23 protein-coding genes and 2 pseudogenes are annotated in these 22,305 nt (G+C 70.1%); 18 read left to right on the top strand and 7 right to left on the bottom strand.

The annotated features are described in order from the left end of the window. Positions 1-2: 2 nt before the first annotated feature. From ID574_RS28410 to ID574_RS28390, 5 genes are read left to right on the top strand one after another with little or no spacing between them, the layout of a single operon-like run. Positions 3-1,031 carry a FecCD family ABC transporter permease gene (locus ID574_RS28410; protein ID WP_188192039.1) on the top strand — a complete coding sequence of 343 codons (1,029 nt, stop codon included), beginning with the start codon at positions 3-5 and terminating at the stop codon, positions 1,029-1,031. 2 nt (positions 1,032-1,033) lie between these two features. After that, positions 1,034-2,095: a FecCD family ABC transporter permease gene (locus ID574_RS28405; protein ID WP_188192038.1), complete on the top strand. Its 1,062-nt coding sequence runs from the start codon at positions 1,034-1,036 to the stop codon at positions 2,093-2,095. Further along, entirely contained in the window at positions 2,092-2,865 is a 774-nt protein-coding gene (locus tag ID574_RS28400) for an ABC transporter ATP-binding protein (protein WP_188192037.1), read from the top strand. Before ID574_RS28405 ends, ID574_RS28400 begins: the two co-directional genes overlap by 4 nt. 55 nt (positions 2,866-2,920) lie before the next feature. After that, entirely contained in the window at positions 2,921-4,714 is a 1,794-nt protein-coding gene (locus ID574_RS28395; protein ID WP_188192036.1) for an ABC transporter ATP-binding protein, read from the top strand. Beyond that, complete coding sequence (locus ID574_RS28390) at positions 4,711-6,411, top strand: ABC transporter ATP-binding protein (protein WP_188192035.1); 1,701 nt, start codon at positions 4,711-4,713, stop codon at positions 6,409-6,411. Before ID574_RS28395 ends, ID574_RS28390 begins: the two co-directional genes overlap by 4 nt. A 143-nt stretch (positions 6,412-6,554) precedes the next feature. On the opposite strand, the gene ID574_RS28385 is transcribed toward ID574_RS28390, so the two are convergent. Then, positions 6,555-7,796, bottom strand: a complete 1,242-nt coding sequence (locus ID574_RS28385; protein WP_188192034.1) for an MFS transporter — start codon at positions 7,794-7,796, stop codon at positions 6,555-6,557. An 85-nt stretch (positions 7,797-7,881) separates the two neighbouring features. Here ID574_RS28385 and ID574_RS28380 point away from each other — a divergent pair, with 85 nt between their 5' ends. From ID574_RS28380 to ID574_RS28360, 5 genes are all read left to right on the top strand, one after another. Next, entirely contained in the window at positions 7,882-8,775 is an 894-nt protein-coding gene (locus ID574_RS28380; RefSeq protein ID WP_188192033.1) for a LysR family transcriptional regulator, read from the top strand. A 433-nt stretch (positions 8,776-9,208) separates the two neighbouring features. Further along, the gene (locus ID574_RS28375; RefSeq protein WP_223167158.1) at positions 9,209-10,009 is read left to right on the top strand and encodes a GlxA family transcriptional regulator; all 801 of its coding nucleotides are present in this window, start codon (positions 9,209-9,211) and stop codon (positions 10,007-10,009) included. Between the two features lie 50 nt (positions 10,010-10,059). Next, positions 10,060-10,374: a DUF899 family protein gene (locus tag ID574_RS28370; RefSeq protein WP_223167157.1), complete on the top strand. Its 315-nt coding sequence runs from the start codon at positions 10,060-10,062 to the stop codon at positions 10,372-10,374. Beyond that, positions 10,371-11,096, top strand: a complete 726-nt coding sequence (locus tag ID574_RS28365) for an alpha/beta fold hydrolase (RefSeq protein ID WP_188192031.1) — start codon at positions 10,371-10,373, stop codon at positions 11,094-11,096. Before ID574_RS28370 ends, ID574_RS28365 begins: the two co-directional genes overlap by 4 nt. Before the next feature lie 492 nt (positions 11,097-11,588). Continuing rightward, on the top strand, positions 11,589-12,038 hold the full coding sequence (locus tag ID574_RS28360; protein ID WP_442939334.1) for a (2Fe-2S)-binding protein: 450 nt from the start codon (positions 11,589-11,591) through the stop codon (positions 12,036-12,038). A 111-nt stretch (positions 12,039-12,149) separates the two neighbouring features. Here the strand turns inward: ID574_RS28360 and ID574_RS28355 are convergent. The 3 genes and pseudogenes from ID574_RS28355 to ID574_RS28350 all read right to left on the bottom strand — a co-directional run. Beyond that, positions 12,150-13,538 (bottom strand): annotated as a pseudogene (locus tag ID574_RS28355) (xanthine dehydrogenase family protein molybdopterin-binding subunit); the annotation flags it as partial. Further along, positions 13,460-13,852 carry a hypothetical protein gene (locus tag ID574_RS61755; protein ID WP_262496054.1) on the bottom strand — a complete coding sequence of 131 codons (393 nt, stop codon included), beginning with the start codon at positions 13,850-13,852 and terminating at the stop codon, positions 13,460-13,462. The pseudogene ID574_RS28355 and the gene ID574_RS61755, both read right to left, overlap by 79 nt. Further along, positions 13,849-14,769 (bottom strand): FAD binding domain-containing protein, encoded by a 921-nt coding sequence (locus tag ID574_RS28350; RefSeq protein WP_223167156.1) that lies wholly within the window; start codon positions 14,767-14,769, stop codon positions 13,849-13,851. Before ID574_RS28350 ends, ID574_RS61755 begins: the two co-directional genes overlap by 4 nt. 41 nt (positions 14,770-14,810) lie before the next feature. Here ID574_RS28350 and ID574_RS28345 point away from each other — a divergent pair, with 41 nt between their 5' ends. From ID574_RS28345 to ID574_RS28310, 8 genes and pseudogenes are all read left to right on the top strand, one after another. Further along, complete coding sequence (locus ID574_RS28345; protein ID WP_223167208.1) at positions 14,811-15,242, top strand: molybdopterin cofactor-binding domain-containing protein; 432 nt, start codon at positions 14,811-14,813, stop codon at positions 15,240-15,242. Between the two features lie 94 nt (positions 15,243-15,336). Next, positions 15,337-15,465 (top strand): annotated as a pseudogene (locus tag ID574_RS62420) (XdhC family protein); the annotation flags it as partial. A 301-nt stretch (positions 15,466-15,766) separates the two neighbouring features. Next, complete coding sequence (locus ID574_RS28335) at positions 15,767-16,330, top strand: dihydrofolate reductase family protein (protein ID WP_188192030.1); 564 nt, start codon at positions 15,767-15,769, stop codon at positions 16,328-16,330. Between the two features lie 208 nt (positions 16,331-16,538). Beyond that, complete coding sequence (locus ID574_RS28330) at positions 16,539-16,829, top strand: hypothetical protein (protein WP_188192029.1); 291 nt, start codon at positions 16,539-16,541, stop codon at positions 16,827-16,829. A gap of 330 nt (positions 16,830-17,159) precedes the next feature. Then, positions 17,160-17,495: a YciI family protein gene (locus ID574_RS28325; RefSeq protein WP_188192028.1), complete on the top strand. Its 336-nt coding sequence runs from the start codon at positions 17,160-17,162 to the stop codon at positions 17,493-17,495. Then, the gene (locus ID574_RS28320; RefSeq protein WP_188192027.1) at positions 17,492-18,736 is read left to right on the top strand and encodes an RNA polymerase sigma factor; all 1,245 of its coding nucleotides are present in this window, start codon (positions 17,492-17,494) and stop codon (positions 18,734-18,736) included. Before ID574_RS28325 ends, ID574_RS28320 begins: the two co-directional genes overlap by 4 nt. An 80-nt stretch (positions 18,737-18,816) precedes the next feature. Then, positions 18,817-19,542 (top strand): DUF899 family protein, encoded by a 726-nt coding sequence (locus tag ID574_RS28315; protein ID WP_223167155.1) that lies wholly within the window; start codon positions 18,817-18,819, stop codon positions 19,540-19,542. A gap of 85 nt (positions 19,543-19,627) precedes the next feature. After that, positions 19,628-20,194 carry a GNAT family N-acetyltransferase gene (locus ID574_RS28310; protein ID WP_336245551.1) on the top strand — a complete coding sequence of 189 codons (567 nt, stop codon included), beginning with the start codon at positions 19,628-19,630 and terminating at the stop codon, positions 20,192-20,194. On the opposite strand, the gene ID574_RS62910 is transcribed toward ID574_RS28310, so the two are convergent. The 3 genes from ID574_RS62910 to ID574_RS28295 form a co-directional block, all read right to left on the bottom strand. After that, on the bottom strand, positions 20,166-20,342 hold the full coding sequence (locus ID574_RS62910; protein ID WP_442939333.1) for a hypothetical protein: 177 nt from the start codon (positions 20,340-20,342) through the stop codon (positions 20,166-20,168). The genes ID574_RS28310 and ID574_RS62910 overlap by 29 nt on opposite strands. A gap of 115 nt (positions 20,343-20,457) precedes the next feature. Next, positions 20,458-21,000 carry a TOPRIM nucleotidyl transferase/hydrolase domain-containing protein gene (locus ID574_RS28300; protein ID WP_223167153.1) on the bottom strand — a complete coding sequence of 181 codons (543 nt, stop codon included), beginning with the start codon at positions 20,998-21,000 and terminating at the stop codon, positions 20,458-20,460. Between the two features lie 49 nt (positions 21,001-21,049). Continuing rightward, positions 21,050-22,288: a cytochrome P450 gene (locus ID574_RS28295; RefSeq protein ID WP_188192024.1), complete on the bottom strand. Its 1,239-nt coding sequence runs from the start codon at positions 22,286-22,288 to the stop codon at positions 21,050-21,052. Between the last annotated feature and the right edge of the window lie 17 nt (positions 22,289-22,305).

Raw genomic sequence — 22,305 nt, 5'->3', positions numbered from 1 at the left:
CAATGAGCAACTCGACACACGTCGCACGCAGAGTCTCGGTCCTCGGGCCGGGGCTCGCCGTGCTGTGCGTGTTACTGGCCCTGATCGCCTTTCTCAGCGTCACGCTGGGCTCGCGCTCGATCGGCCTGCCGGAGGTGCTGCGCGCCTTAGGCAGCATGGACACCGACGGGTCGATCAACAGCACGGTGACACTGGAGCTGCGCGTGCCCCGCACGCTGCTCGGCATCCTGGTGGGCGCCGCCCTCGGCGTCGCCGGCGCCATCCTGCAGGGCGTCACCCGCAACCCACTGGCCGACGCGGGGATCATGGGCATCAACTCCGGCGCGGCCGTCTTCGTCGTCTTCGCCATCACGGTGCTCGGCGTGCGCGGCGCGGCTGTCTACGTCTGGTTCGCCTTCGCCGGGGCGATCGCGGCGCTGGTGCTGGTGTACGCGATCGCCTCACTCGGCCGGGAGGGCGCCACCCCGATCAAGCTGGCCTTGGCCGGCGCGGCCGTCACCGCAGGCTTGGTCTCGGTGACCACCGGGATCGTGATGACCAATGTGGACGCGCTCAACGAGCTGCGGTTCTGGCAGGTGGGGTCGCTGGCCGGGCGGTACGCCCCGATCCTGACCGGAGTCGCGCCGTTCCTCATCCTCGGGCTGATCGCCTCGCTGGGGTTCGGGCGTGCGCTCAACGGGCTCGCACTCGGCGAGGACGTGGCCCGCGGTCTCGGCCAGCAGGTCACCCGTACCCGAGCGGCGGCGTTCGCCGTGGTCGCGGTGCTGGCGGGCGCCGCCACGGCCGCCTGCGGACCGATCGTCTTCGTCGGCCTGGTCGTGCCACACCTCGCGCGGATCATCTGCGGCCCGGACTACCGGTGGATCCTGCCGTACTCCATGCTGCTGGCTCCCATCGTGCTGCTGCTCGCCGACGTGCTCGGCCGGGTGGTGGCCGCCCCCGACGAGCTGCAGGTGGGTGTGGTCCTCGGGGTGCTCGGGGCACCGGCATTCGTCGGAATCGTCCGCTACGGCCGGCTGTCGGAGGTGTGACCGTGGCAGCGACCGCATCCACCGCGCCGCAGGCCGCGACAGCCGGAGCGTTCCGCACCACCCGGCGTCGCCGGGCAGCCCGTCTGCTCGCGGTGACGTGCTCGCTGGCTGTGGCCGTCAGCGCGCTGTTCGTGCTCACCATGATGGTGGGCAGTTTTCAGCTCAGCGCGGAGGAGGTCATCGCCTCTGTGCTGTACCTGCGCGACGACCCCAGCGTCGACTTCGTCGTCCGGGGGTTGCGGCTGCCCACCGCGGCCTCCGCGCTGGCCGTCGGTCTCGCCCTCGGCGCGGCCGGGACAATCTTCCAGCAGCTGCTGCGCAACCCCCTCGCGTCCCCCGATTTCGTCGGCATCAACACCGGCGCCGGGCTCGCCGCCGTCACCGGGATCGTGCTGCTGCAGGCCGGCGGGCTGGCCGTGAGTGCGCTCGCCCTCGGCGGGGCGGTCGTCGCCGCCCTGCTGATGTACGTGCTCGCCTGGCGCGACGGCGTCGCCGGCTACCGGTTCATCCTCATCGGCATCGGCGTCGCGCTTTTCTTCGACGGCCTCATCGGCTACATGCTGACCAAAGCCCAGCTGTCCGACGCCCGGCAGGCGATGCACTGGCTGACCGGCTCCGTCGGGCAGGCCGAAGCCGGCGAGCTACGGCTCCTCCTCGGAGCCCTGATACTCCTCCTGCCCACCGCGGTCCTCCTACAGCGGCAGCTGCGGGCACTCGAGCTCGGCGACGACACCGCTCGGGCGCTGGGCACCCGTACCGAGCTCAGCCGCGGCGGCCTCCTGGCCACGGCAGTGGTGCTGACGGCACTGGCCGTCGCCGTGGCCGGCCCCATCATCTTCGTCGCGCTCATCGCCGGACCGATCGCCAACCGGCTGCTCGGCCCCGCCACAGGTGGGATCATCCCGGCCGCGCTGGTCGGCGCGACACTGCTGCTCACCGCCGACCTCGTCGCCGTCCACCTGCTGCCGACGCCGCTGCCCACCGGCGTGGTCACCGGCGCGGTCGGCGCGCCCTACCTACTGTGGCTGCTGGCCACCACCAACCGGCAAGGAGCGGGCGGATGACCCGGCTACGCGCCGAGGGCCTGACCCTCGGATACGACGACGAGGCGATCGTGACCAACCTCGACGTCGACGTCCTCGACGGCAAGATCACCGCGATCGTGGGCGCCAACGCCTGCGGCAAGTCCACACTGCTGCGCGGCCTGGCCCGGCTGCTCAAGCCCCGCCACGGCGTCGTCTCCCTCGACGGCAAGGCACTGACCGAGATGAGCACCCACGAAGTGGCCAAGACACTCGGCCTGCTCCCGCAGACCCCGCTCGCACCCGACGGCATCACCGTCGCCGACCTGGTCGCCCGCGGCCGGTATCCGCATCAGGGATGGTTCCGCCGGTGGACCGAACGCGACGACGACGCCGTCGCCCGGGCCCTCGACGCCACCGGCACCGCCGACCTGGTCAACCGCCCGCTGCGGCAGCTGTCCGGCGGCCAGCGGCAACGCGTCTGGGTGGCGATGGCGATCGCCCAGGACACCGACCTGCTGCTCCTCGACGAGCCCACGACCTACCTGGACATCAACCACCAGGTGGAACTGCTGCGGCTGCTGCGGAAGCTGAACACGGAGTCCGGCAAGACCATCGTGGCCGTGCTGCACGACCTCAACCTCGCCTGCCGCTTCAGCGACCACGTCATCGCGATGGCCGAAGGCGCCATCGTCGCCGAGGGCGCCCCCACCGACGTGATCACCGCCGAGCTGGTCGAGAAGGTCTTCGGCCTGGCCTGCGTGGTGGTGCCCGACCCGGTCGCCGGCACACCCATGGTGGTGCCTACCTGATGGCGCTCTCTTAGATGTTCATGGGTCCACCGAACCGCTCGGTGTCGGCACGGGCATGAGCATCTCCGACACCCGCGTCGCCCCGGCCACCCTGCGCACAGCGACCGGACGCGAGGCCACCCGTTGGGTCGCGGCGCACTGCCGCGAAATGCCATGGCTGACGATCGCCACCGTCCTCACCACGGTGGCCGGGGCGGCCCTCCAGGTGCTGCCGGTGCTCCTGCTCGGCCGGGTGGTCGACGGGGTGATCGAGGGCGAACCGCGATCGATCCTGGTCACGGTCGGCGCGCTGATGGTCGCCGCCGCGGTTCTCGGCGCGGCCGCCACCGCGGCGTCGACGTACCTGATCGGACGGCTGGGCGCGAACATGCTGGCGCGGCTGCGGGAGGGCGCCGTCCGGGCGGTGCTGGGAATGCCGAGCGCGCGGATCGAGCAGGTCGGCCGGGGAGACGTGCTGTCGAGGGTCGGCGACGATGTCGCCGTGCTGTCCAAGGGCATCCGCATGGCGGTCCCCACGGTGTTCTCGGCGGGAGTGCTTGTCGTCATCGCCGTGGTCGGCATGTTCGGGCTGGACTGGCGGCTCGGCCTGGCCGGTGCCGGCGCGCTGCCCGCGTACGCGCTGGCCCTGCGCTGGTATCTCCCCCGGTCCGCTCCGCTCTACCGGAAGCAGCGGGCGGCCCAGGCCGACCGTGCGCAGGCGTTGATCAGTGGTCTGAACGGGATCGACACGGTCCGGGCGTACCGCCTCGAGGACGCCTTCCGCGAGAAGGTCACCAGTGAGTCGTGGCGGGTGCGCGATCTCGGCATCGAGGTGTTCCGGCTCTTCGGCCGGTTCGTCGGCAGAGAGAACCGCGCCGAGTTCATCGGGCTGGTCCTGATCATCGTGGTGGGGTACGTCCTGCTGGAGGCCGATGCCGCCACCCTGGGCGAGGTGTCGGCGGCCCCGCTGCTGTTCCACCGGCTGTTCAACCCACTGGGCATGATCATGTTCACCTTCGACGAGGCGCAGAAGTCGGGCGCGAGCCTGACCCGGCTGGTCGGGGTGATGGGCGAGGCCGCGGAGGACCGGCTGGTGGGCAGTGCCGCCGCCGTGTCCGCGGACGTCACGCCGTACCCGGTGACGGTGGAGGGACTCACGTTCAGCTACCCCGACTCCGAGGAGCCGGTCCTCCGGGACGTCGACCTGACGATCCCGGCCGGCGGTTCGCTCGCGCTGGTGGGCGCGACGGGCGCGGGCAAGACCACCCTGGCCGCGCTCATCGCGGGCATCGGCACCCCGCAGGCCGGATCGGTGCGCATCGGACCGGCCGACCTCGCGGACGTGGACGAGGCCGGGGCGCGGACCTTGGTGAGCATCCTGACGCAGGAGACGCACGTGTTCTCCGGCTCGCTCGCCGACGACCTGCGGCTGGCCGCGCCGGAGGCGACCGACGCCGAGCTGATGGACGCGTTGCGCACGGTCGGCGCCGACCGGTGGGTCGACGCCCTGCCCGACGGGCTGAACACCATGGTCGGCGAGGGCGGCGAGCGCCTGGACGTCACCAAGGACGCCCAGATCGCCTTGGCCCGGCTGGTGCTGAGCCGGTCGCCGGTGGTGGTGCTCGACGAGTCGACCGCGGAGGCGGGCAGCGAGGGCGCCGCCGAGCTGGAGCGGGCCGTGCTGGCCGCGTGCTCGGGCCGGACCACGTTGTTCGTGGCGCACCGGCTGACCCAGGCGATGGCGGCGGACCGGATCGCCGTGCTGGAGGCGGGACGCGTGGTGGAGCAGGGAACCCACGAGGAGTTGGTGGCTCTGGGCGGCCGGTATGCGCGGCTGTGGCAGGCCTGGCGGCAAGGCAGTCCTCGATGACGAAACCTGACCCGCGGCGACCCCGTCCGGGGTCCGGCATCCTGCGGACCGCGCTGCGCCGCAACATCGGCGCCATGACCTGGGGCACCGTCCTCATGGGCATGTACCAGGCGGGTGAGACCGCCTTCCCCATCGCGCTCGGCCTGATCGTCGAGCACACCATGCAGGACCGGAGCCTCGGCTCGCTCGCCCTGTCGATCGCCGCTCTGGCCGTGATCATCACGACCGTGTCGCTGTCGTGGCGGTTCGGGATGCGCATCCTGCAGAAGGCCAACACGACCGAGGCGCACCGCTGGCGGGTGCGGGTCGCGGCCTGCGGCCTCCAGCCGGTGGCCAGGGACGTCGACCTCAAATCAGGCGAGGTGCTGACCATCGCCACCGAGGACGCCGATCAGACCGCCGACATCATCGAGGTGGTGCCGCTGCTGATCAGTTCGCTGGTCGCGGTGCTGATCACGGCGGTGACGCTGGGCATGGCCAGCATCTGGCTCGGCCTGCTGGTGATCGTGGGAACCGTCGCGATCCTGTCGATCCTGAGCGTGATGTCCAAGCGGATCGGCGTCAGCACCCGCGAACAGCAGGCGCGGGTGGCGCGGGCGGGCGCGAAGGTCGCCGACCTGATCACGGGCCTGCGCCCGCTGCACGGCTTCGGCGGCAACCACGCGGCGTTCCTGTCCTACCGGAAGGTCAGCACGGAGGCGAAGAGCCAGGCGATCACCGTCGCCAGGGTGAACGGTGCGTACGCGGGCGCCGCGCTGGCCCTCAACGCGATCCTCGCCGCCGCCGTGACCCTGGCGGCGGGCTGGCTCGCGTTCCAGGGCCAGATCACCATCGGGCAGCTCGTCATGGCCGTGGGGCTGGCGCAGTTCATCATCGAACCGCTCAAGCTGTTCTCAGAGATGCCGAAGTACGTGATGATGGCGCGCGCGTCGGCCGAGCGGATGGCCCTGGTGCTGGCCGCGCCGCCGGTGATGACCCCGGGGCGGAAGCGCCCGTCCGCGTGCGGAGACCTCGAGGTCGACCGCGTCAGGTACGGGTCCCTGCGCAAGCTGACGTTCCAGGTGACCGCCGGCGAGTTCGTGGCGATCGCCGCCTACCAGCCGCGCGCGGCGGCCGACCTGGCGGCGGTCCTGGCCGTGAACGTCCCGCCCGGCGCGTATGAGGGTGTGGTGCGGGTCGGCGGGCAGGAGATCGCGGACCTGTCGATCGAGGCGGTCCGCGAGCACATGCTGGTGAACCCGTACGACGGGGAGATCTTCGCGGGCACCCTCCGCACGAACATCGACCCGTCCGGCACCAGCCGGATGGTCCCCGAGGCCGTCGCGGCGTCCATGCTGACCGACGTCGTCGCCCTCCACCGCGAAGGGCTCGACTACGGCGTCCGCGACCGCGGCGCGAACCTTTCCGGCGGGCAGCGCCAGCGGCTGTCCCTGGCCCGCGCCCTCGCCGCCGACAGCGACATCCTCGTCCTGCACGACCCGACGACGGCCGTGGACGCGGTCACCGAACAGCTCATCGCACGCAACGTCGCCGAGCTGCGCCGGGGCCGCACCACCATCGTGATCACCAGCAGCCCGGCCCTCCTGGACGCCGCCGACCGCGTCCTCGTCCTGGACGACGGCGTCATCACCGCGGAGGACACGCACCGGAACCTCCTCACCGCCGACGGGGACTATCGTCTGGCCGTGGCCCGCTGACCGGGGTGTAGAGGTCGTTGCGGGCATCGCTGCTCCGGCGATTCCGCAGGTCTCCCGGCGGCACCGGTCGGTGTGACTTCGGCGTCTTGCTGATGGGCCGCTCAGTGGGTGCGTCGCGTTGGTGCGAGCGAGACGGGCAGTTGTCATGGCTGACCGTCCGCTTGCGCTGCTGTTCGGTAGCGGAGCGCCGGACCGAGCGCTTGCTGGCCGACGAAGAGTGCGATCCCGGTGATCGCACACGCCGCTGCCAGGGCGGCTCGTCCGGCATGGTCGAGCAGTACGGTGCCGACCAGCGGACCGAACACGGCACCGACACTCCAGGTGGCGGAGGCGACGCCCATGTACCTGCCGCGCAGGTCTGCCGGTGCGAGGTCGGCGAAGGTGGCGCCGAACATGACGGCGATGCCGATCTGGCCAAGGGTCCAGACCAGGACCGATCCCGCATAGCCGGCACTACTCTCTACGAGGGCGGTCAAACTGACGCCGGCGCCGACCATGAGCATGGATACAGCCAGCACAGTACTGGGATCGCGACCAGCGAGCAGCCGTACCGCCAGTGGTTGGCCTACCACGATGAGGATCCCGTTCAGGGCCAGCACCGCGCCGTACGTTGCAGGGCCGTGACCATCTGCCGCCATGACCAGCGGTAGCGTCGCGAACGTCTGCAGGAACATGGTGAAGTAGGCGACGTAGAGCAACACCATGGCGATCATCGGTCGGTCGCGCAGGAGCACCGGCAACAGCGCTCGGCGGGGCTGTATCGGCGTCGGCGGCCGGGTCTCCGGAACCCGGCGCCAGACGATCAGCGCCGCGATGATCGAGGCCGTGGCATTGATCCAGAACAAGAGTCCATACCCATGCTGGGCCAGGACCCCAGCGGTGACCGTGGCGACGGAGAAGCCGAAGTTGGCCGCCCAGAACAGCAACCCGAAGGCCCGGACCCGCTGACTCGGATGGAGGTCGGCCACCACAGCCGACCCGACCGGACGGAACAGGTCCGCCATCAGCCCGACACCGAGTGCCGCCGCCCAGATCGCGGGGAGCGTATCGGCCGAGCCGAGCGCGACAAGCGTCACAGCGGTTCCCAAGAACCCCAGGAGCATGGTGTGGCGTCGGCCGATCCGGTCGCCCAGCCAGCCGCCGAGCATCTGGGATCCGATGCCTCCGGCTCCAACCGCCGCTACCACCGCACCCGCGGTCGTCGGTGCCAGTTGCTGCTCCTGGGTCAGATAGAGGACGAGGAACGACTGCGCGACTCCGCCGGCTCGACTCACGAAATGAGTCGCCGCCAGGGCCCAGACGAGGTTGGGCAGGTCGAGTCGCAGGCGGGATGGTCGGTTGCCGAGCGCTGCCGTGTCCGGAAGGGATGTGCTGGAGGTCGTCATGTCAACGACCCTAGAATCGCCGTGTACATCAAGAAAAGCGATTACATCCGATCGAGTCGATCGCTATTGGCTATGATATGGCGTTATGGCTGACGTTGAGCTGCGCCACCTGAGGACCATGGCCGCGATCGCCGAGGAAGGAACGTTCGGGCGAGCGGCGGGCCGGCTCGGCTACACCCAGTCGTCGGTGAGCCAGCAGATCGCCGCGCTGGAGAAGGCCGTCGGTGGCGCCGTCTTCGACCGGCCCGGAGGTCCTAGGCCGGTACGGATCACTCCCCTCGGCGAGGTGGTCTTGGCCCACGGGCGCGATCTGCTCACCAAGGCGGAGGCGCTGGCCGACGCCGTCGATCGCTTCAGGGCGGGTAACGGCCGGATCGACATCGGCACCTTCCAGGGCGCGACCAGGCTGATCCTGCCGGCCGTCGTGCACCGGCTGCTGGATGAGCATCCCGGCTGCGACATCAGGCTGTCCGAGGTGGAACCGGAGGATCCGCAGATCGGAGAGCTTGACCTGTTGTTCCACTACGGCCGGATCGAAGGCGACGTCGAACACGTCGAACTGCTCGACGAGCCATACCTCCTGGTGGCCGGCGCCGGAGCATTCCCCGATGGCCCAGTGCAGGTGAAGCTGCTCGACGATGTTCCCATGGTCGCCTGGCCTCCGACCTATCACCAGAAATGGCTGGAGCGGGCGCTCGCCCACGCCGGCGCGCGGCCACGGATCGTGTTTCGAACCACCGGCCACGAAACCATCGTGTCGATGGTGCGGGCGGGCATAGGCTCGGCGGTGCTGCCATGGCTCACCCTCCACGGATCCGATGCCTGGTCCGACGACCGGCTCAGCATCCACCGCCTGCGGCCATCGCCCGCCTCCACGTGGTACCTGTACTGGCCGGCCGGACGCACCCAATCGCCACTCGCGACCCGAGCCATCGACATCGCCGTCGAAGCCGCCAACGAGCTGGCCGACCAGATGTGACATGGTCGTGCAGGCTGGGGGAGCCGGCACCGGATGACATCACCATGACCTCGCGTTGCCGGGACCATCCGGCACAGCAACGCCGTCCTCCGCAGCTTACGACTCCGGGATCGAACGCGGTGAGGGCCCGCTGGTCAACCCCGTGCCCCAGGACGCTGCGGCGGACAGCGGGCGGCGTCGAAGACGAGCGAGCAGGATGTCCGGATCACCCGGTTGCCGTTGACGGGCCTCGATCAGCCGGATGACCAGGTCGCGGACCTGGACGCGGAGGCCCCGGCGTGCTCGGGACGGCGAGCCAGATCAGGTCACGCCAGGTGGCTGGATCGGTGTGCCCGCCTTTGGCGGGCCTCGTGGCCCGCCGCCGCGCGGCATGGCGCGATATGTGGGGTATGTGGCGTTGACGCCATCGCCGGGCGTCAACGACGCTCAAGAAGTGAAGACCCCCAGACCACGTGTCGCCTTCGTCATCTTCGAGGGCTTCCAGTCGCTGGACCTCGTCGGCCCGTACGAGGTGTTCAGCCATCCGGGTGAATACCTGTGCCAGATCGTGGCGTCCGGAGCCGGGCCGGTGCGGTCTGAGAGTGGCCTGTGCGTCCACGCTGGGCACGATGTCGACGACCTTGATCCGCGCGGCATCGACACGCTGATCGTTGTGGGTGGCAACGGTGTGAACAGGGCCCGGCAGGACAGCGCTCTGATCCGGTGGATCGCCGCCGCCGGGGCATCCGCGCGGCGCGTGGCCTCTGTCTGCAGTGGCGTGTTCCTGCTCGCCGCGGCCGGCCTGCTGGACGGCCGCCGGGTCACCACGCACTGGCGCAGGGAAGATCAGCTCGTCCGGGAGCATCCCGAGGTGACCGTGGACTGCGATCCGATCTTCATCCGGGACGGTCACGTGTGGACCTCAGCGGGGGTAACCGCGGGGATGGATCTCGCGCTCGCGCTGGTCGAGGACGATCTCGGGCGGCACATCGCACATGACGTGGCCCGCGAGATGGTGCTGTTCCTGCGCCGCCCGGGCAGCCAGTCGCAGTTCAGCGTGCCGTTGTGGTCCACGCAGCCGTCCAGCGACCGGATGCGTGTGGTGGTGGAGGCGATCCATGCGGATCCGGGCGCTCGGCACGGCCTGCTGGAGCTGGCGGAGCGTGCCGGGTTGAGCCCGCGTCACCTGCAGCGGCGGTTCACCGCTGAACTCGGTGTGCCGCCCGCTACGTCGATTCCGGCGGAGACGCCCTGACTGGTGACGAGGTTGCCGTCGACGACTTCCACGTCACGCTCGACGAGTCGGTGGCCCCGGTCGAGTACAACTACCGCGACAAGGCCGAGCTGTCGGCCACGGGCGACGACGCCACCGGCGAAGGCCCCGGCGTCAGTGTCTTCCTCCGCGACGGCACAGACGTCTTCCACACCTATTCCACCTACGCCCGGGGTACCGACCTGCTCAACGGCACGTTCAACTACCTCGACCTGACGCCGCTAGGCCGCCAAGAGCCCTGGGAGGAGCCGCCCGGACGCAGTTGGCTGCCGGCCAGCGGATGGTGGTGGCGACGGCACGACGAGTACGGACAAGAGCCGGCCAGTACGTCGAGCAGTGCGACATGAGCACCTTCGTGTTGATCCACGGCGGGGGAGACGTCGGCTGGTCCTGGCACCTGGTGGAGGCCGAGCTACGAGCGCGTGGGCACGACGTGGTGGCTCCCGACCTTCCGGGTGATGACGAGTCGAAGACCCTGGCGGACTACGCCGACGCCGTGGTCGAGGCCGTCGGTGACAAGCAGGACCTGGTCGTCGTGGGTCACTCGTTCGGTGCGTTCACCGCCCCGTTGGTCGCCGATCGGCTGCCCGTCGATGTGCTGGTCCTGGTGGCCGGCATGATCCCGCTGCCGGGTGAGTCGCCGGATGAGTGGTGGGCCAACACCGGCTACCAGAGCGCGGTGGAGGAGCAGGCCAAGCGGGATGGCGGTTTGACCGGCAGCGCGGATCCATTCGTGAGCTTCTACCACGATGTACCCCGGGAGCTGGCCGAGGAGGCGCTGAGCAAGGAGCGTGACCATCCGTCCACGGCCGCATCGGCCGCTCCGTGGCCGTTGGATGCGTGGCCGAATGTGCCGACGAGGTTCGTGCTCTGCAGCGAGGACCGCTTCTTCCCACCCGACTTCTTTCGCCGGCTGGTGCTCGACCGCCTGGGTATCGTCCCCGACGAGATCGCGGGCGGCCACTGCGTCGCGCTCAGCCGCCCCAAAGAGGTGGCGGACCTGTTGGCGGGCTACGCGGCTACCGCGTTCGCCACGGGGATCGGGCAGGCAAAAGACGGGCTTGTATGACATCGCCGTCGCCCTCTCGCCCAGCGCCGATCCGACGCCCTACGCCAAGGCGGGCGCCATCTGGTGACCGGCGGACCTCCCGCCGGAAACAGCGTCGCTGGTCCAGATGCGACCCGGACACCGCGGGCGCCTTCGACAACGTGCTCCACCTCCTCGGATACGAGGACCTGCCTGCCAACCTCGACAACGCGACGGCCGTGCCGGCACGCACACGGCTCAGACCCTGAGGAACGGGCTCAGCGTACGTTTTCGCTCCGCCGCACTCTGACCCCATCTCCAAACCGGTGGCGCTGCGAGCACGCCGACGAGTCAGTCCACCGACCTTCCGCCAAACCGAACGAAGAGAGTGGGCATGTCCACCGAACTTCCCGAGTCATACGACCCTCCCCCTGAAGGGCCCGCGCCGGCGCCAACGCGCCACACGTTCATCGCCACGACGATCGACGTCGGGGGCACCGCCGTAGCGCCGCCAGCGGTCGCGTCTCGCTGACCGTGAACGGCGAGCGGTGCACCGCCTCGATCGACAACCGGACCTCGCTGCTGGACCTGCTGCGCGAACAGTTCGGCCTGACCGGCACCAAGAAGGGCTGCAACGCCGGTGCCTGCGGGGCCTGCACCGTCCTGGTCGACGGGCGGCGGGTCAACTCCTGCCTGACGCTGGCAGGGCGCCTGGAGGGCGCCGAGGTCACCACCATCGAGGGGCTCGCCCCAGGTGGCGAGGACGGTGAACTGCATCCGCTGCAGCGGGCGTTCGTCGAGCAGGACGCCTTCCAGTGCGGGTTCTGCACGCCTGGGCAGATCATGTCCGGCATCGGCTGCATCGAGGAAGGGCACACCGGCTCCGCCGAGGAGATCCGCGAGTGGATGAGCGGCAACATCTGCCGCTGCGGCTGCTACGTGAAGATCGTGCGCGCGGTCGAGCAGACCGTCCACGGGAAATGAGGCCGGGCCCCCATGTATCCCTTCGACTTCGTCAAAGTCTCCGACACCCAAGGTGCACTCGCGGCCGGCCGGGGCGTTGGAGGTGGGGCGTTCGTTGCGGGTCAGGAGTTGCTGGCAGGTCTCGCCGCGTGCCGGGTCGCCGTTGACGTGCAGTCGGCCGGCGCTGACGACGACGTCGGCCGGGTCGGCGCCGTGCAGCGGTGATTTCTCGTCGGCGACGGCGAGTTCGATGGCTTGCTGCCGCAGCTTGTCGCAGCCGTCCCGGACGGCCGATCCGACGCTGGCCATGGTCCAGGAGCCGCCGTGCGGCGGGGCAGGTGGCATGAGGGAGTCGCCGAGGCGGAACGTCACGTTGCGCATCGTCAGGCCGAGGGCGTCGGCGGCGAGCTGGGTCTGGGAGGTGTAGGTGCCCGGGCCCATGTCGCCGGCCGCGGACTGGACCAGCGCGGTGCCGTCGGCGTCGAGCCTGACCGACGCCTGGGCGTCGTTGCGGGCGGTGTCGTAGACGCCGGCGGCCATGCCGGTGCCGATCAGCCAGTCGCCGTCTCGGGTGGAGCGCGGTTGGGGGTTGCGCCGGTGCCAGCCGAACTCCCGGGCGCCGACGGCGTAGCATTCGCGCAGCTTGCGGGTGGAGAACGGCAGCCCGCTGGACTCGTCGGCGTCGGGCTCGTTGCGCAGCCGCAGCTCGATGGGGTCGATGCCCAGGTGGTGGGCGAGCTCGTCCATCGCCGACTCGATGACGTAGGAGGCGGTGGTGTATCCGGGGCCGCGCATGTACAGCGGGGTGTTCACGTCCAGTGGCACCGTCCGGTATGCCTGGCGGACGTTGGGCATGCTGTACAGCATCTGCCCCGGGACGAGGACGGACTCCATGAACGTCTCGTAGCGCGACGTCTCGGCGCGCACGTCGTGAACCATCGCGGTCAGCCGCCCGCGCCGGTCGCTGCCCAGGCGTACCGCGTACTGGTAGGCGGGCCGAAAGCCCGTCCCGAAGTACAGCTGCCTGCGGGTCAGGGCGAGTTTGACCGGGCGCTTCGTCTCGCGGGCGGCGAGCGCCGCGATGACGACGTGCGGCCAGGTCCGCAGGGCGCTGCCGAAGCCGCCGCCGACGAACGGCGAGATGACGCGCACCGACTCCGGTGCCATACCGAACACCGTGGCGAGTTCCATCTGCGTGCCGAACACCCACTGGGTCTTGTCCCAGACGGTGAGCTTGTCGCCGTCCCAGCGGGCGATGGTGGCGTGCGGCTCCAGCGCGTTGTGCTGGTTGCGGGCGAGCCGGTAGGTCATCTCCATGCGTACGGCGGCCGAGTCCAGCGCCTGGTCCGCGTCGCCCCGTGCGTAGGTCTGGGGCTCGCCGGCCGGCGCGTCGGCCATGTCGGCCATGTCGGTCGTCGGCTGCTCGGCGTCGTAGGCCGCCGTCACCAGACTGGCGGCGTGCTGGGCGGCCTCCAGCGTGGTGGCGACCACGACGGCGACCGGCTGCCCGTGGAAGCGCACCTTGTCGTCCTGGAAGACGTGTAGTCGCTCGCCCGGCGGTTGAGTGGCAGTGGGTTGCGCTGGTAGGGCAGCGTGGGAGCGTTGAGGTGGCTGATCACCTTCAGGACGCCGGGCTGGGCGAGGGCGGCGCGGCTGTCGATGCCGGTGATGCGGCCTCGGCCGATGCTGCTGTCGACGACGACGGCGTGCACGGTTCCCTCGATGTCGTGGTCGACGGTGTGGTCGAGGGCGTACAGCGCCTTGCCGGTGACCTTCAGACGGCCGTCCACCCGGGAGAGCGGCGCCCCGACGGCTGCCTGCGGCTGCGGACTCACGGGGTACCTCCTACGATGCGCAGCTGGCGTTCGACGGTGCGTTTGAGGAGCTCGATCTTGAAGCGGTTGTGCGCCAGGGGGCGGGCTCCGTGCGCCGCTCGTTCCGCGGCCTGTGTCCACAGCGCTTGAGAGGAGCGTTCGCCGATGAGGTGCCGCTCTACCGCGGGCAGCTTCCACGGCACCGTGCCGACCCCTCCGGCGGCGACCTTCGCCTCGTGGATCACACCGCCGCGAACATGCAGGGCGACGGCTGCGGAGGTGAGAGGGAACTCATACGACTGCCGGTCGCGTACCTTGAGGTAGCCCGACTTCAGCGGACGCGGATGGGCGGGGATCTCCACCGACGTGATCAACTCGCCCTGCCGCAGGGACTGGTCACGGTTCGGGGTGCTGCCCGGCTTGAGGAGGAAGTCCGCGAAGGCGACGCCGCGCTCCCCGTCCGGGCCCAGCAGGTGCACCCTCGCCTCCAGCGCCGCGAAGGCCACGGCGACGTCGGAGGGGTGCGTGGCCACGCACTGGCGGGAGGTGCCCACGATCGCGTGGGTGCGGTTGAAGCCCTCCAACGCGGCGCACCCGGAGCCAGGCTCTCGCTTGTTGCAGGCGGCCGTCACGTCGCGGAAGTACGCGCACCGGGTGCGCTGCATGATGTTGCCGCCGATGGTGGCCATGTTGCGCAACTGGGCCGACGCGCTCAGTTCCAGCGCCTGGGAGACGACCGGGTAGAGGGTGCGCACCTTGGGGTGGGCGGCGGCCTCGGCCATCCGCACCAGCGCACCGATGCGCAGGCCCCCGCGCTCGGTGACGGTGACCTCGCGCAGCGGCAGCGCGCTGATGTCGACCAGCGTCTCAGGGCGTTCGACGGTCTCGCGCATCAGGTCGACCAGGGTGGTGCCGCCGGCGATGTACCGGCCGCGCACTCGGATCCTTCACCCGGCCCACAGGGCCGGAACGGTTCTCCCTGTACGCCTACGGCGCGACGTTCGCCGAGGTCGCCGTCGACGCCCGCCTCGGGCTCGTCCGAGTGCGGCGGATGCTCGGCGTCTACGACGCGGGCCGCATCATCAGCCCCAAACTCGCCGACAGCCAAGCCCTGGGCGGCATGGTCGGCGGTATCAGCCAGGCCCTGCTGGAGCACACGGTCACTGACCACCGCGACGGCCGCATCGTCAACGCCAACCTCGCCGACTACCTCGTCCCCGTCAACGCCGACGTCCCCGACCTGCGCGCGATCTACCTCGACGGCGACGACCGCGAGGCCGACCCCATCGGCGTCAAGGGCCTGGGAGAGCTCGTGCAGATCGGCGTGGCGCCCGCCATCGCCAACGCCGTCTTCCACGCCACCGGCCGCCGCGTCCGCGAACTGCCCATCACCGCCGAGGCCCTGCTCTGAGCACCCGCTCACACCCTCATCCCACCCCGTCGTCCCACGCCGTCTCACGGGGAGAGCCGGCCATGCTGAACATCGCAGACACGCTGCACACCTGGTGCCGCCAGGGCCGCCCCTTCGCCCTCGCCACCGTCGTCCACATCAGCGCAGCGCATCCCTGCCGCCCGGCACCGCACTCGCCATCAACACCGACGGCACAGCGGTCGGCAGCGTCTCCGGAGGCTGCGTGGAAGGAGCCTCGAAATCGAGACCGACACGTCCTGCTGCACCCCCAGCACTCAGCCGACCTGCGGCCCAGCGCATGTGCGGCACCGCCGCGATCGACAGCGGCGCGAGTAGACGCCCCGGTACCTTACCGGGCAACCAGTCAGTTGACCGGGCACCGATGACTTCCGGGCGCCATTGGTGTCTAAAGCACTGGAGACAGGCCACAGACGCCGCGGCCACGCGAGCGCTGCGGCCCGGGACAACGCACGTTCCTCTAGCAAGCACGGTCCCCAGACGACCCGAGACCACGGAGTTTGATCATGCGGAAGCTGATAGCGACAGTGTTCAACTACTCCCTCGACGGCCTTCTCGCCGACGAGGGCACCGAGTTCTGGAAGTTCTGCTTCGACCTGCCCGAAAACCGTCAGCCCGACGACCCGGCACACCTCGACTTTCTCCAGAGCGCCTACGCGCACATCATGGGCCGCACCGCCTACGAAGGCATCGCCGGGGCCATGACCACCTCCACCGACCACCCGTTCGCCGACATCCTGAACGCCGGGCGCAAGGTCGTCTTCTCCCGGACCCTGAAGACGGCCGACTGGGCCAACACCACTATCGCCGCTGGTGACACGGCAGAAGAGATCGACAAGCTCAGGCTGGGCGGCGACGGCCACATCGTGGTCTGGGGCGGCGTCAGCCTCTGGCGGTCGCTCATGCGGCTCGACCTGATCGACGAGCTCCGGCTGAGCATGTTCCCCTACGTTGCGGGCGAGGGCACCCGGCTGTTCGACGTCGTCCCCAAGTCCTACCAGCTCGACCTGGTCTCCAGCACCGCCTCCAGCAACGGGATCCTAGAACTGCAGTACCGGCGACACCGCTAACGCAGCGGCTTGACCGACAAACGCTGTTGCCACCCACCAGTCCGGAGGGGTCTTTTCACGCGGCTGATAGACCTCTCGACCATCCATCTGCGCGCCGAACGCGAGCAGCCTCCTCGCCTTACATGCCTGAACGACCCCCAGGCGGCTGACCAGCCAGTTCGCTTGACTACCTCAGATAACGGGCGCTGTACTGCGGCATGCTGGAGTCATGACTGAAGATCAGGTGGCCGCTGCTGTCCGTGCATTGATCAACCGGTACGACCCCGAAGGTCTTTTGGGCATGGGGTCTCCTGAAGACGAGTACGACCCCGAGGTGGGTGATCTCACCACCCTCGTGTGCGGTGAGGAAGAGATCACCGCCAACACTGTCGGTTCCGTCTGGAACCGATGGTTCAACGATGTCTCAGATTGGTGCACCCGGCAGCCTGAGCAGGTCAGCGAGATCGCGGACGCGCTGGAGAGACTTCGTGACCGACGACAGCGCTCGGATCTTCCCTAATAGCCGGTTGGCCTCAATGGTGCCGACGACGGCCACGGGTGGCTTGTGCGGTCGATGTTGACTCTCGTCTCGCCGATATCTGGTCACGGAGTGGAAGTAGCCGGCTCGGGTCGTCACCTGCCGGGACGGTGAGGGCGCCGACGACTTCACCGACGCCGAAGCAATCGCCGCCGACCGCGTCCTCGTCCTCGTCCTCGTCCTGGACGACGGCGTCATCACCGCGGAGGACACGCACCGGAAGCTCCTCACCGCCGACGGGGACTATCGTCTGGCCGTGGCCCGGTGTCCGCGGGCGATTCCGCACAACGCTGGTCGGGCAGAATCGACCGCATGAAATACGTGCTGCTCATCTGTGATGACGAGACGCACTCGCCGAGCAACGAGGAACTCGCGGCCGATCCGGTGCACCAGGCCTGGCTGGCGGATCTGGACCGGCGGGGCGGCAGGCTCGTCGGCGCGCGGTTGCGTCCCGTGGTGGACGCGACCACGGTCCGGGTCCGTGACGGTGAGACCTTGGTCTCGGACGGGCCGTTCGCTGAGACCAAGGACTTCGTCGGCGGCCTGGTGATCGTCGAGTGCGCGGACCTGGACGAGGCGATCGAGATCGCCGCGGGTCACCCGTACGCGCGCTGGGGCGGCATCGAGATCCGCCCCGTCTGGGAATGACCTCGCCGGACGACGGCCCGGACGACGGCGCCGACGACCGGGTCCGGGCGGCCGTCGACGCGGCGTTCCGGGACGAGTGGGGTCAGGTGGTCGCGACCCTGATCGGGTCGACGGGCGACTGGGACCTGGCCGAGGACTGCGCGCAGGAGGCCTTCGCCGCCGCACTGGCGACCTGGCCGCGAGACGGCGTGCCGCACCGCCCGGGCGCCTGGCTGACCACCACCGCCCGCCACCGCGCCATCGACCGGCTGCGCCGCGACGCCGCCGGTGCGGCCAAGCTGCGCCAGCTCGCCGTGCTGGCCGGCGACCCCGGCGAGTCGCCGGTCGAGGAGATCCCGGACGAGCGGCTGCGGCTGATCTTCACCTGTTGTCATCCGGCGCTGCCGTTCCCGGCCCGGGTCGCGCTCACCCTGCGTACGCTGGCCGGCCTGACCACCGCCGAGATCGCCCGAGCCTTCCTGACGGCCGAGCCCACGATGGCGCAGCGCCTGGTCCGGGCCAAGCGCAAGATCGCCGAGGCCGGCATCCCGTACCGCGTACCGCCTGCCGAGCTCCTCCCGCGACGGCTGGCCGGCGTCCTCGCGGTGCTCTACCTCATCTTCAACGAGGGCTACGACGAGGAGGACGCACGCCGGGGGCTGACGGCCGAGGCCATCCGGCTGGCCCGTGTCCTGGTCCGGCTGATGCCGCACGAGCCCGAGCCGCGCGGGCTGCTCGCGCTGATGCTGCTGCACGAGGCGCGGCGCCCGACGCGTACCGCCCACGGCGTGCTGGTCACCCTGGAGCACCAGGACCGGTCCCGGTGGAACCGGGCGCTGATCGCCGAGGGGGTGGCGATGCTCGACCAGGCGCTGGCGATGCGGCGTACCGGGCCCTACCAGGTGCAGGCCGCGATCGCCGCCTGCCACGCCACCGCGCCGGACGCGGCGAGGACGGACTGGCCGCAGATCGCGAGCCTGTACGCCGAGCTGGCCCGGCTGGCGCCGTCCCCGGTCGTGGACCTCAACCGCGCCGTGGCGGTCGCGATGGCCGACGGCATCCCGGCCGGCCTGGCCATGGTCGACCGGTTGACGGCGTCCGGCCGGCTCGAGGGCTACTACCTGCTGCCCGCGACCCGGGCCGATCTGCTGCGCCGGGCCGGTCGTCCAGGCGAGGCCAAAGCGGCGTACGAGGAGGCACTGAAGCTGGCACCGACCGAGACCGAGCGCCGCTACCTGATCAGCCGGCTCGAAGAACTTTGAGATTTTTCCAGCCGATGTCGATGTGGTCCGGCCGCCTTCGTCGGTGGGGCGAAAGTCCACCGGAGACGAAGGGAAACATCGTGAACACCGATACCGCCGCGCCGGCCCCCGAGATCACCGATCGAGCGCGCTACCAGGCCGAACTGGACGCTCTGCGGATCCGGGAGAAGGCGCACACCCGCGAAGGCGACGCGATCGCGGCTGCTCGCCGTCGGCTGCCGATGGTGGAGGTCGACGCCACCGCCAAGCTGATCGGCCCGGACGGGCCGGTCACGCTGCTCGACGTGTTCGAGGGCCGCCGGCAGCTGATCGCGTACTTCCACATGTGGCACACCGGCCACCCGGCCGCCGAGCAGTGCGAGGGCTGCACGTTCTTCAACAGCCAGGTCCGCGAGCTGTCCTACCTGCACGCGCGCGACGTCACCTATGCGACGTTGTGCCAGGGCCCGTACGAGGAGAGCGTCCGCTACCGCGACTTCATGGGCTGGGACGTGCCGTGGTACTCCGCGGCCGAGTCCATCGACGTGCTGATGGCGGGGCGCGGCCCGTTCATGCTGGCGTGCTACCTGCGGCAGGGCGACCGGGTCTTCGAGACCTACTGGACGACCGGCCGGGGCGTCGAGGCGATGGACCAGACCTACGCTCTGCTGGACAGGACCGTGTACGGGCGGCAGGAGCCGTGGGAGGACTCGCCCGACGGCTGGCCGCAGATCACCGGCGACTATTCCCGTACCAACGGACGTCCCACCGCCCAGTGGTCCCGTCTGGAGGCCGGACGCTCCGACGACCTCGCAAACGGACACTGACCGAACCAGCACGAAAGGCCGGCCGCCCTAGGGTGGCCGGCCCTCTTTCGAAACCGGGACCGTCGGTTGCGGCCTTGGGGTCGCGGTGACTACGGTCCTCACCGTGGCCGACGGTTCACCATGCCCAGCCGGATTGCCCGTCCTTCGGACACCCCTGCCACTGCTCACCCTGCGACCGCTCACCGTGGCCGACGCAGACGCCTACTACGACCTCATCGCGAGGAACCGTGAGCACCTGACCCGCAACGGGGACTACGAGGAGATCAAGACCGCCACGCGCGAATCCGTCACGACCTCCTTCACGAGCCCGTCCGACCGCAACATCAGATACGGCGTGTGGGAGAGCGATCGGCTCATCGGCAGAGCGGATCTCAACCCAGTGGATCCACCCCGGTACTCAATCGGTTACTGGCTCGACGAAGCAGCCACCGGCCAGGGCTACATGACGGTCGCCTGCAGTGCGTTGATCGATTTCGCACGCGCCGTCCTTGGCGCAACCGACGTGTTCGCCGGCGTGACGCATGGCAATTCCAGGAGTGTCGCCGTCCTTGAGCGCCTGGGGTTCAGCCCTGTCGCTGACTTCGAGCACCACACAAGGTTCCACCTCCCGCTGAGCCGCAGGACTACGCGCGGCGCCGCTCACGCGCCGTAGGCGGTGCGGGGCGGGAAGAGGGTGCGGACGGCGCGGACGACGGCGGGGGGCGGGCGGCGAGGGACGTGTCGGCGGCGGCGTGCTGGGCGAGGGCGGCGAGTTCGGGCTGGCCGATCCAGGCGCTGGCGAGCTGCGTGATCAGGGTCATCACGTCGACCGGATCCCAGGTGGGGTCGACGCGGCTTCGGCGCCCGCTACGCCGACCTGCCCGTCTGGATCTGACCATCACCGTGCGCTGCCGGCGATCACCGTCTCCGGCTGCCTCACAGGTGGGCCAGCAGCATGTCCAGCGGCCGCGGCACGCGATCGAGATCGAGTGCCGCGACGAGCAGGCCTGAGTAGCGGATCTTGCGGCCACTGCCTGATCCCATGAACCTGCGCAGCTGATCGTGAGTGGTGCTCCCGCGCCATGCGGGTTGCTTCTGGAGCGTGCGAAAAGAGCTGAGCTCGCCCTCGGCATCGACGACGCGCTCGACCGCGGCGGTGCCGAGGGCGCGGATCAGCTCGTCTTCCAGGTCAGCGACGCACACGAAGAATCCGAGCGCCTCCAGATCGCTCCGGCTGAGATCGGATCCAAGGCCGGCGCGCTCGAGACCCCTCCGGAAGTCGTCTTCCTCCCCGGCGTCGCACAGACCGGCCAGCCGGAGATTGCGACCGGGAGGGCCGTACCTGCCGACATACGTCCCGATGTTCGTGGCGCCGCCCATCGCCACGAGGGAGATGCCCTCGGCCGCCAAGTTCCGGCCACGGCGCTCGGCCAATGCTTCGACGGCCGACTTGTCGCTGGCTCCCTCGACCAGGACCACGGTTTGCGTGTCGCTCACGAGCCCAGCCTCGCACCGAACCTGGAGAGGTTCATTCTCTTTTACGCGTATATGGCTGACCATCGGGTTCGACACCGTCGAACCCGATCAGCAGGTGGCGCGGCCCACGCAGGACGGGGCTCGGCCGGTAGGGCGGCGGATCGGCGACGAGCCGGGGATTGCGCAGCCTCCGGACAAGTTCGCCCAGCACGATCTGGGCCTCGAGCCTGGCCAGCGGCGCGCCGAAACAGTAGTGGACGCCGCCGCCGAAACCCAGGTGCTCGTTGCGCGCGCGGAAGGGGTCGAAGCGGTCGGGATCGGCCACGTGGGCCGGGTCGCGGCTGCCCGCCGCCAGCGCCAGGACGATGGGCGATCCGGCCGGGATGGTGGTGCCCGCGATGTCGATGTCGTCGAGGGCGACCCGCGAGGACACGAGCTGTACGGGCGGCTCGTACCGCAGCAGCTCCTCGACCGCGGGGACGATGAGGCCGGGCTCCGCGCGGAGGCGTTCCATCCGGTCCGGGTGGCGCAGCAAGGTCAGCATGCCGTTGGCGATGAGGTTGATGGTGGTCTCGTGGCCGGCGATCAGCAGCAGCACGGCGGTGGAGACGACCTCCTGCGGCGTCATGCCGCCCTCGGGACCGCGATAAGTGACGAACCCGGACAGCATGTCCTCCCCTGGCTGCCCCCGGCGGGCCTCGGCGAGTTCGGCGAGGTAGCCTTCCAGCTTCAGTCCCACGGCCCGGCGTTCCCGCTCCCTCTCGGCCCGGTCCTCCTCCCCCGGTCCGAGCGTCTCGATGATCTGGTCGGCCCAGGCGTGGAACTGCGGTTCGTCCTCTTGAGGTACGCCGAGCAGCCGGCAGATCACCGCGACCGGCAGCGGGTAGGCGACCTCGTCGACGACGTCGGCCCGGCGCTCGCCCGCGATGCCGTCGATCAGCTCGGTGGTGAGGGCGAGAATCGCCGGGCGCAGCCCGTCGACGATGCGGGGCGAATGCGGCGGCCCGAAGTGGCGCATGGCCAGGCGGCGCAGCCGGTCGTGCTCGGGCGGGTCCAGCCCGATGAACGAGGGCGCGCCGTCCGGCGCCTCGGCCGTGGAGCCGAGGTTGCGACGGTCGGAGCTGACGCGCGGGTCGTGCAGCAGTTCGACGATCTCGCGGTACGTGCTGACGACATAGGTGCCGTCCTCCTGCCGCGCCACCGGGGTCTTGCGGAGCTCGGCGAAGAGCGGGTAGGGGTCCGCACGGCCCGAGGGGTCCAGGATCCGCTCGAAGACGCTGCGCGATGTCATGGCCTGCACTCCTTCTT

This window comes from Nonomuraea sp. SYSU D8015 (assembly GCF_008065375.1).
Lineage (GTDB): Bacteria > Actinomycetota > Actinomycetes > Streptosporangiales > Streptosporangiaceae > Nonomuraea.
Note: the sequence above shows the minus strand (reverse complement) of the source record. Positions and strands in the feature narration are given on the sequence as shown.

Coding starts and splice junctions, on each gene's coding strand:
- ID574_RS28410 (WP_188192039.1), top strand. CDS start 3: ATGAGCAACTCGACACACGTCGCACGCAGAGTCTCGGTCCTCGGGCCG.
- ID574_RS28400 (WP_188192037.1), top strand. CDS start 2,092: ATGACCCGGCTACGCGCCGAGGGCCTGACCCTCGGATACGACGACGAG.
- ID574_RS28395 (WP_188192036.1), top strand. CDS start 2,921: ATGAGCATCTCCGACACCCGCGTCGCCCCGGCCACCCTGCGCACAGCG.
- ID574_RS28390 (WP_188192035.1), top strand. CDS start 4,711: ATGACGAAACCTGACCCGCGGCGACCCCGTCCGGGGTCCGGCATCCTG.
- ID574_RS28385 (WP_188192034.1), bottom strand. CDS start 7,796: ATGACGACCTCCAGCACATCCCTTCCGGACACGGCAGCGCTCGGCAAC.
- ID574_RS28380 (WP_188192033.1), top strand. CDS start 7,882: ATGGCTGACGTTGAGCTGCGCCACCTGAGGACCATGGCCGCGATCGCC.
- ID574_RS28365 (WP_188192031.1), top strand. CDS start 10,371: ATGAGCACCTTCGTGTTGATCCACGGCGGGGGAGACGTCGGCTGGTCC.
- ID574_RS28335 (WP_188192030.1), top strand. CDS start 15,767: ATGCGGAAGCTGATAGCGACAGTGTTCAACTACTCCCTCGACGGCCTT.
- ID574_RS28330 (WP_188192029.1), top strand. CDS start 16,539: ATGACTGAAGATCAGGTGGCCGCTGCTGTCCGTGCATTGATCAACCGG.
- ID574_RS28325 (WP_188192028.1), top strand. CDS start 17,160: ATGAAATACGTGCTGCTCATCTGTGATGACGAGACGCACTCGCCGAGC.
- ID574_RS28320 (WP_188192027.1), top strand. CDS start 17,492: ATGACCTCGCCGGACGACGGCCCGGACGACGGCGCCGACGACCGGGTC.
- ID574_RS62910 (WP_442939333.1), bottom strand. CDS start 20,342: ATGACCCTGATCACGCAGCTCGCCAGCGCCTGGATCGGCCAGCCCGAA.
- ID574_RS28295 (WP_188192024.1), bottom strand. CDS start 22,288: ATGACATCGCGCAGCGTCTTCGAGCGGATCCTGGACCCCTCGGGCCGT.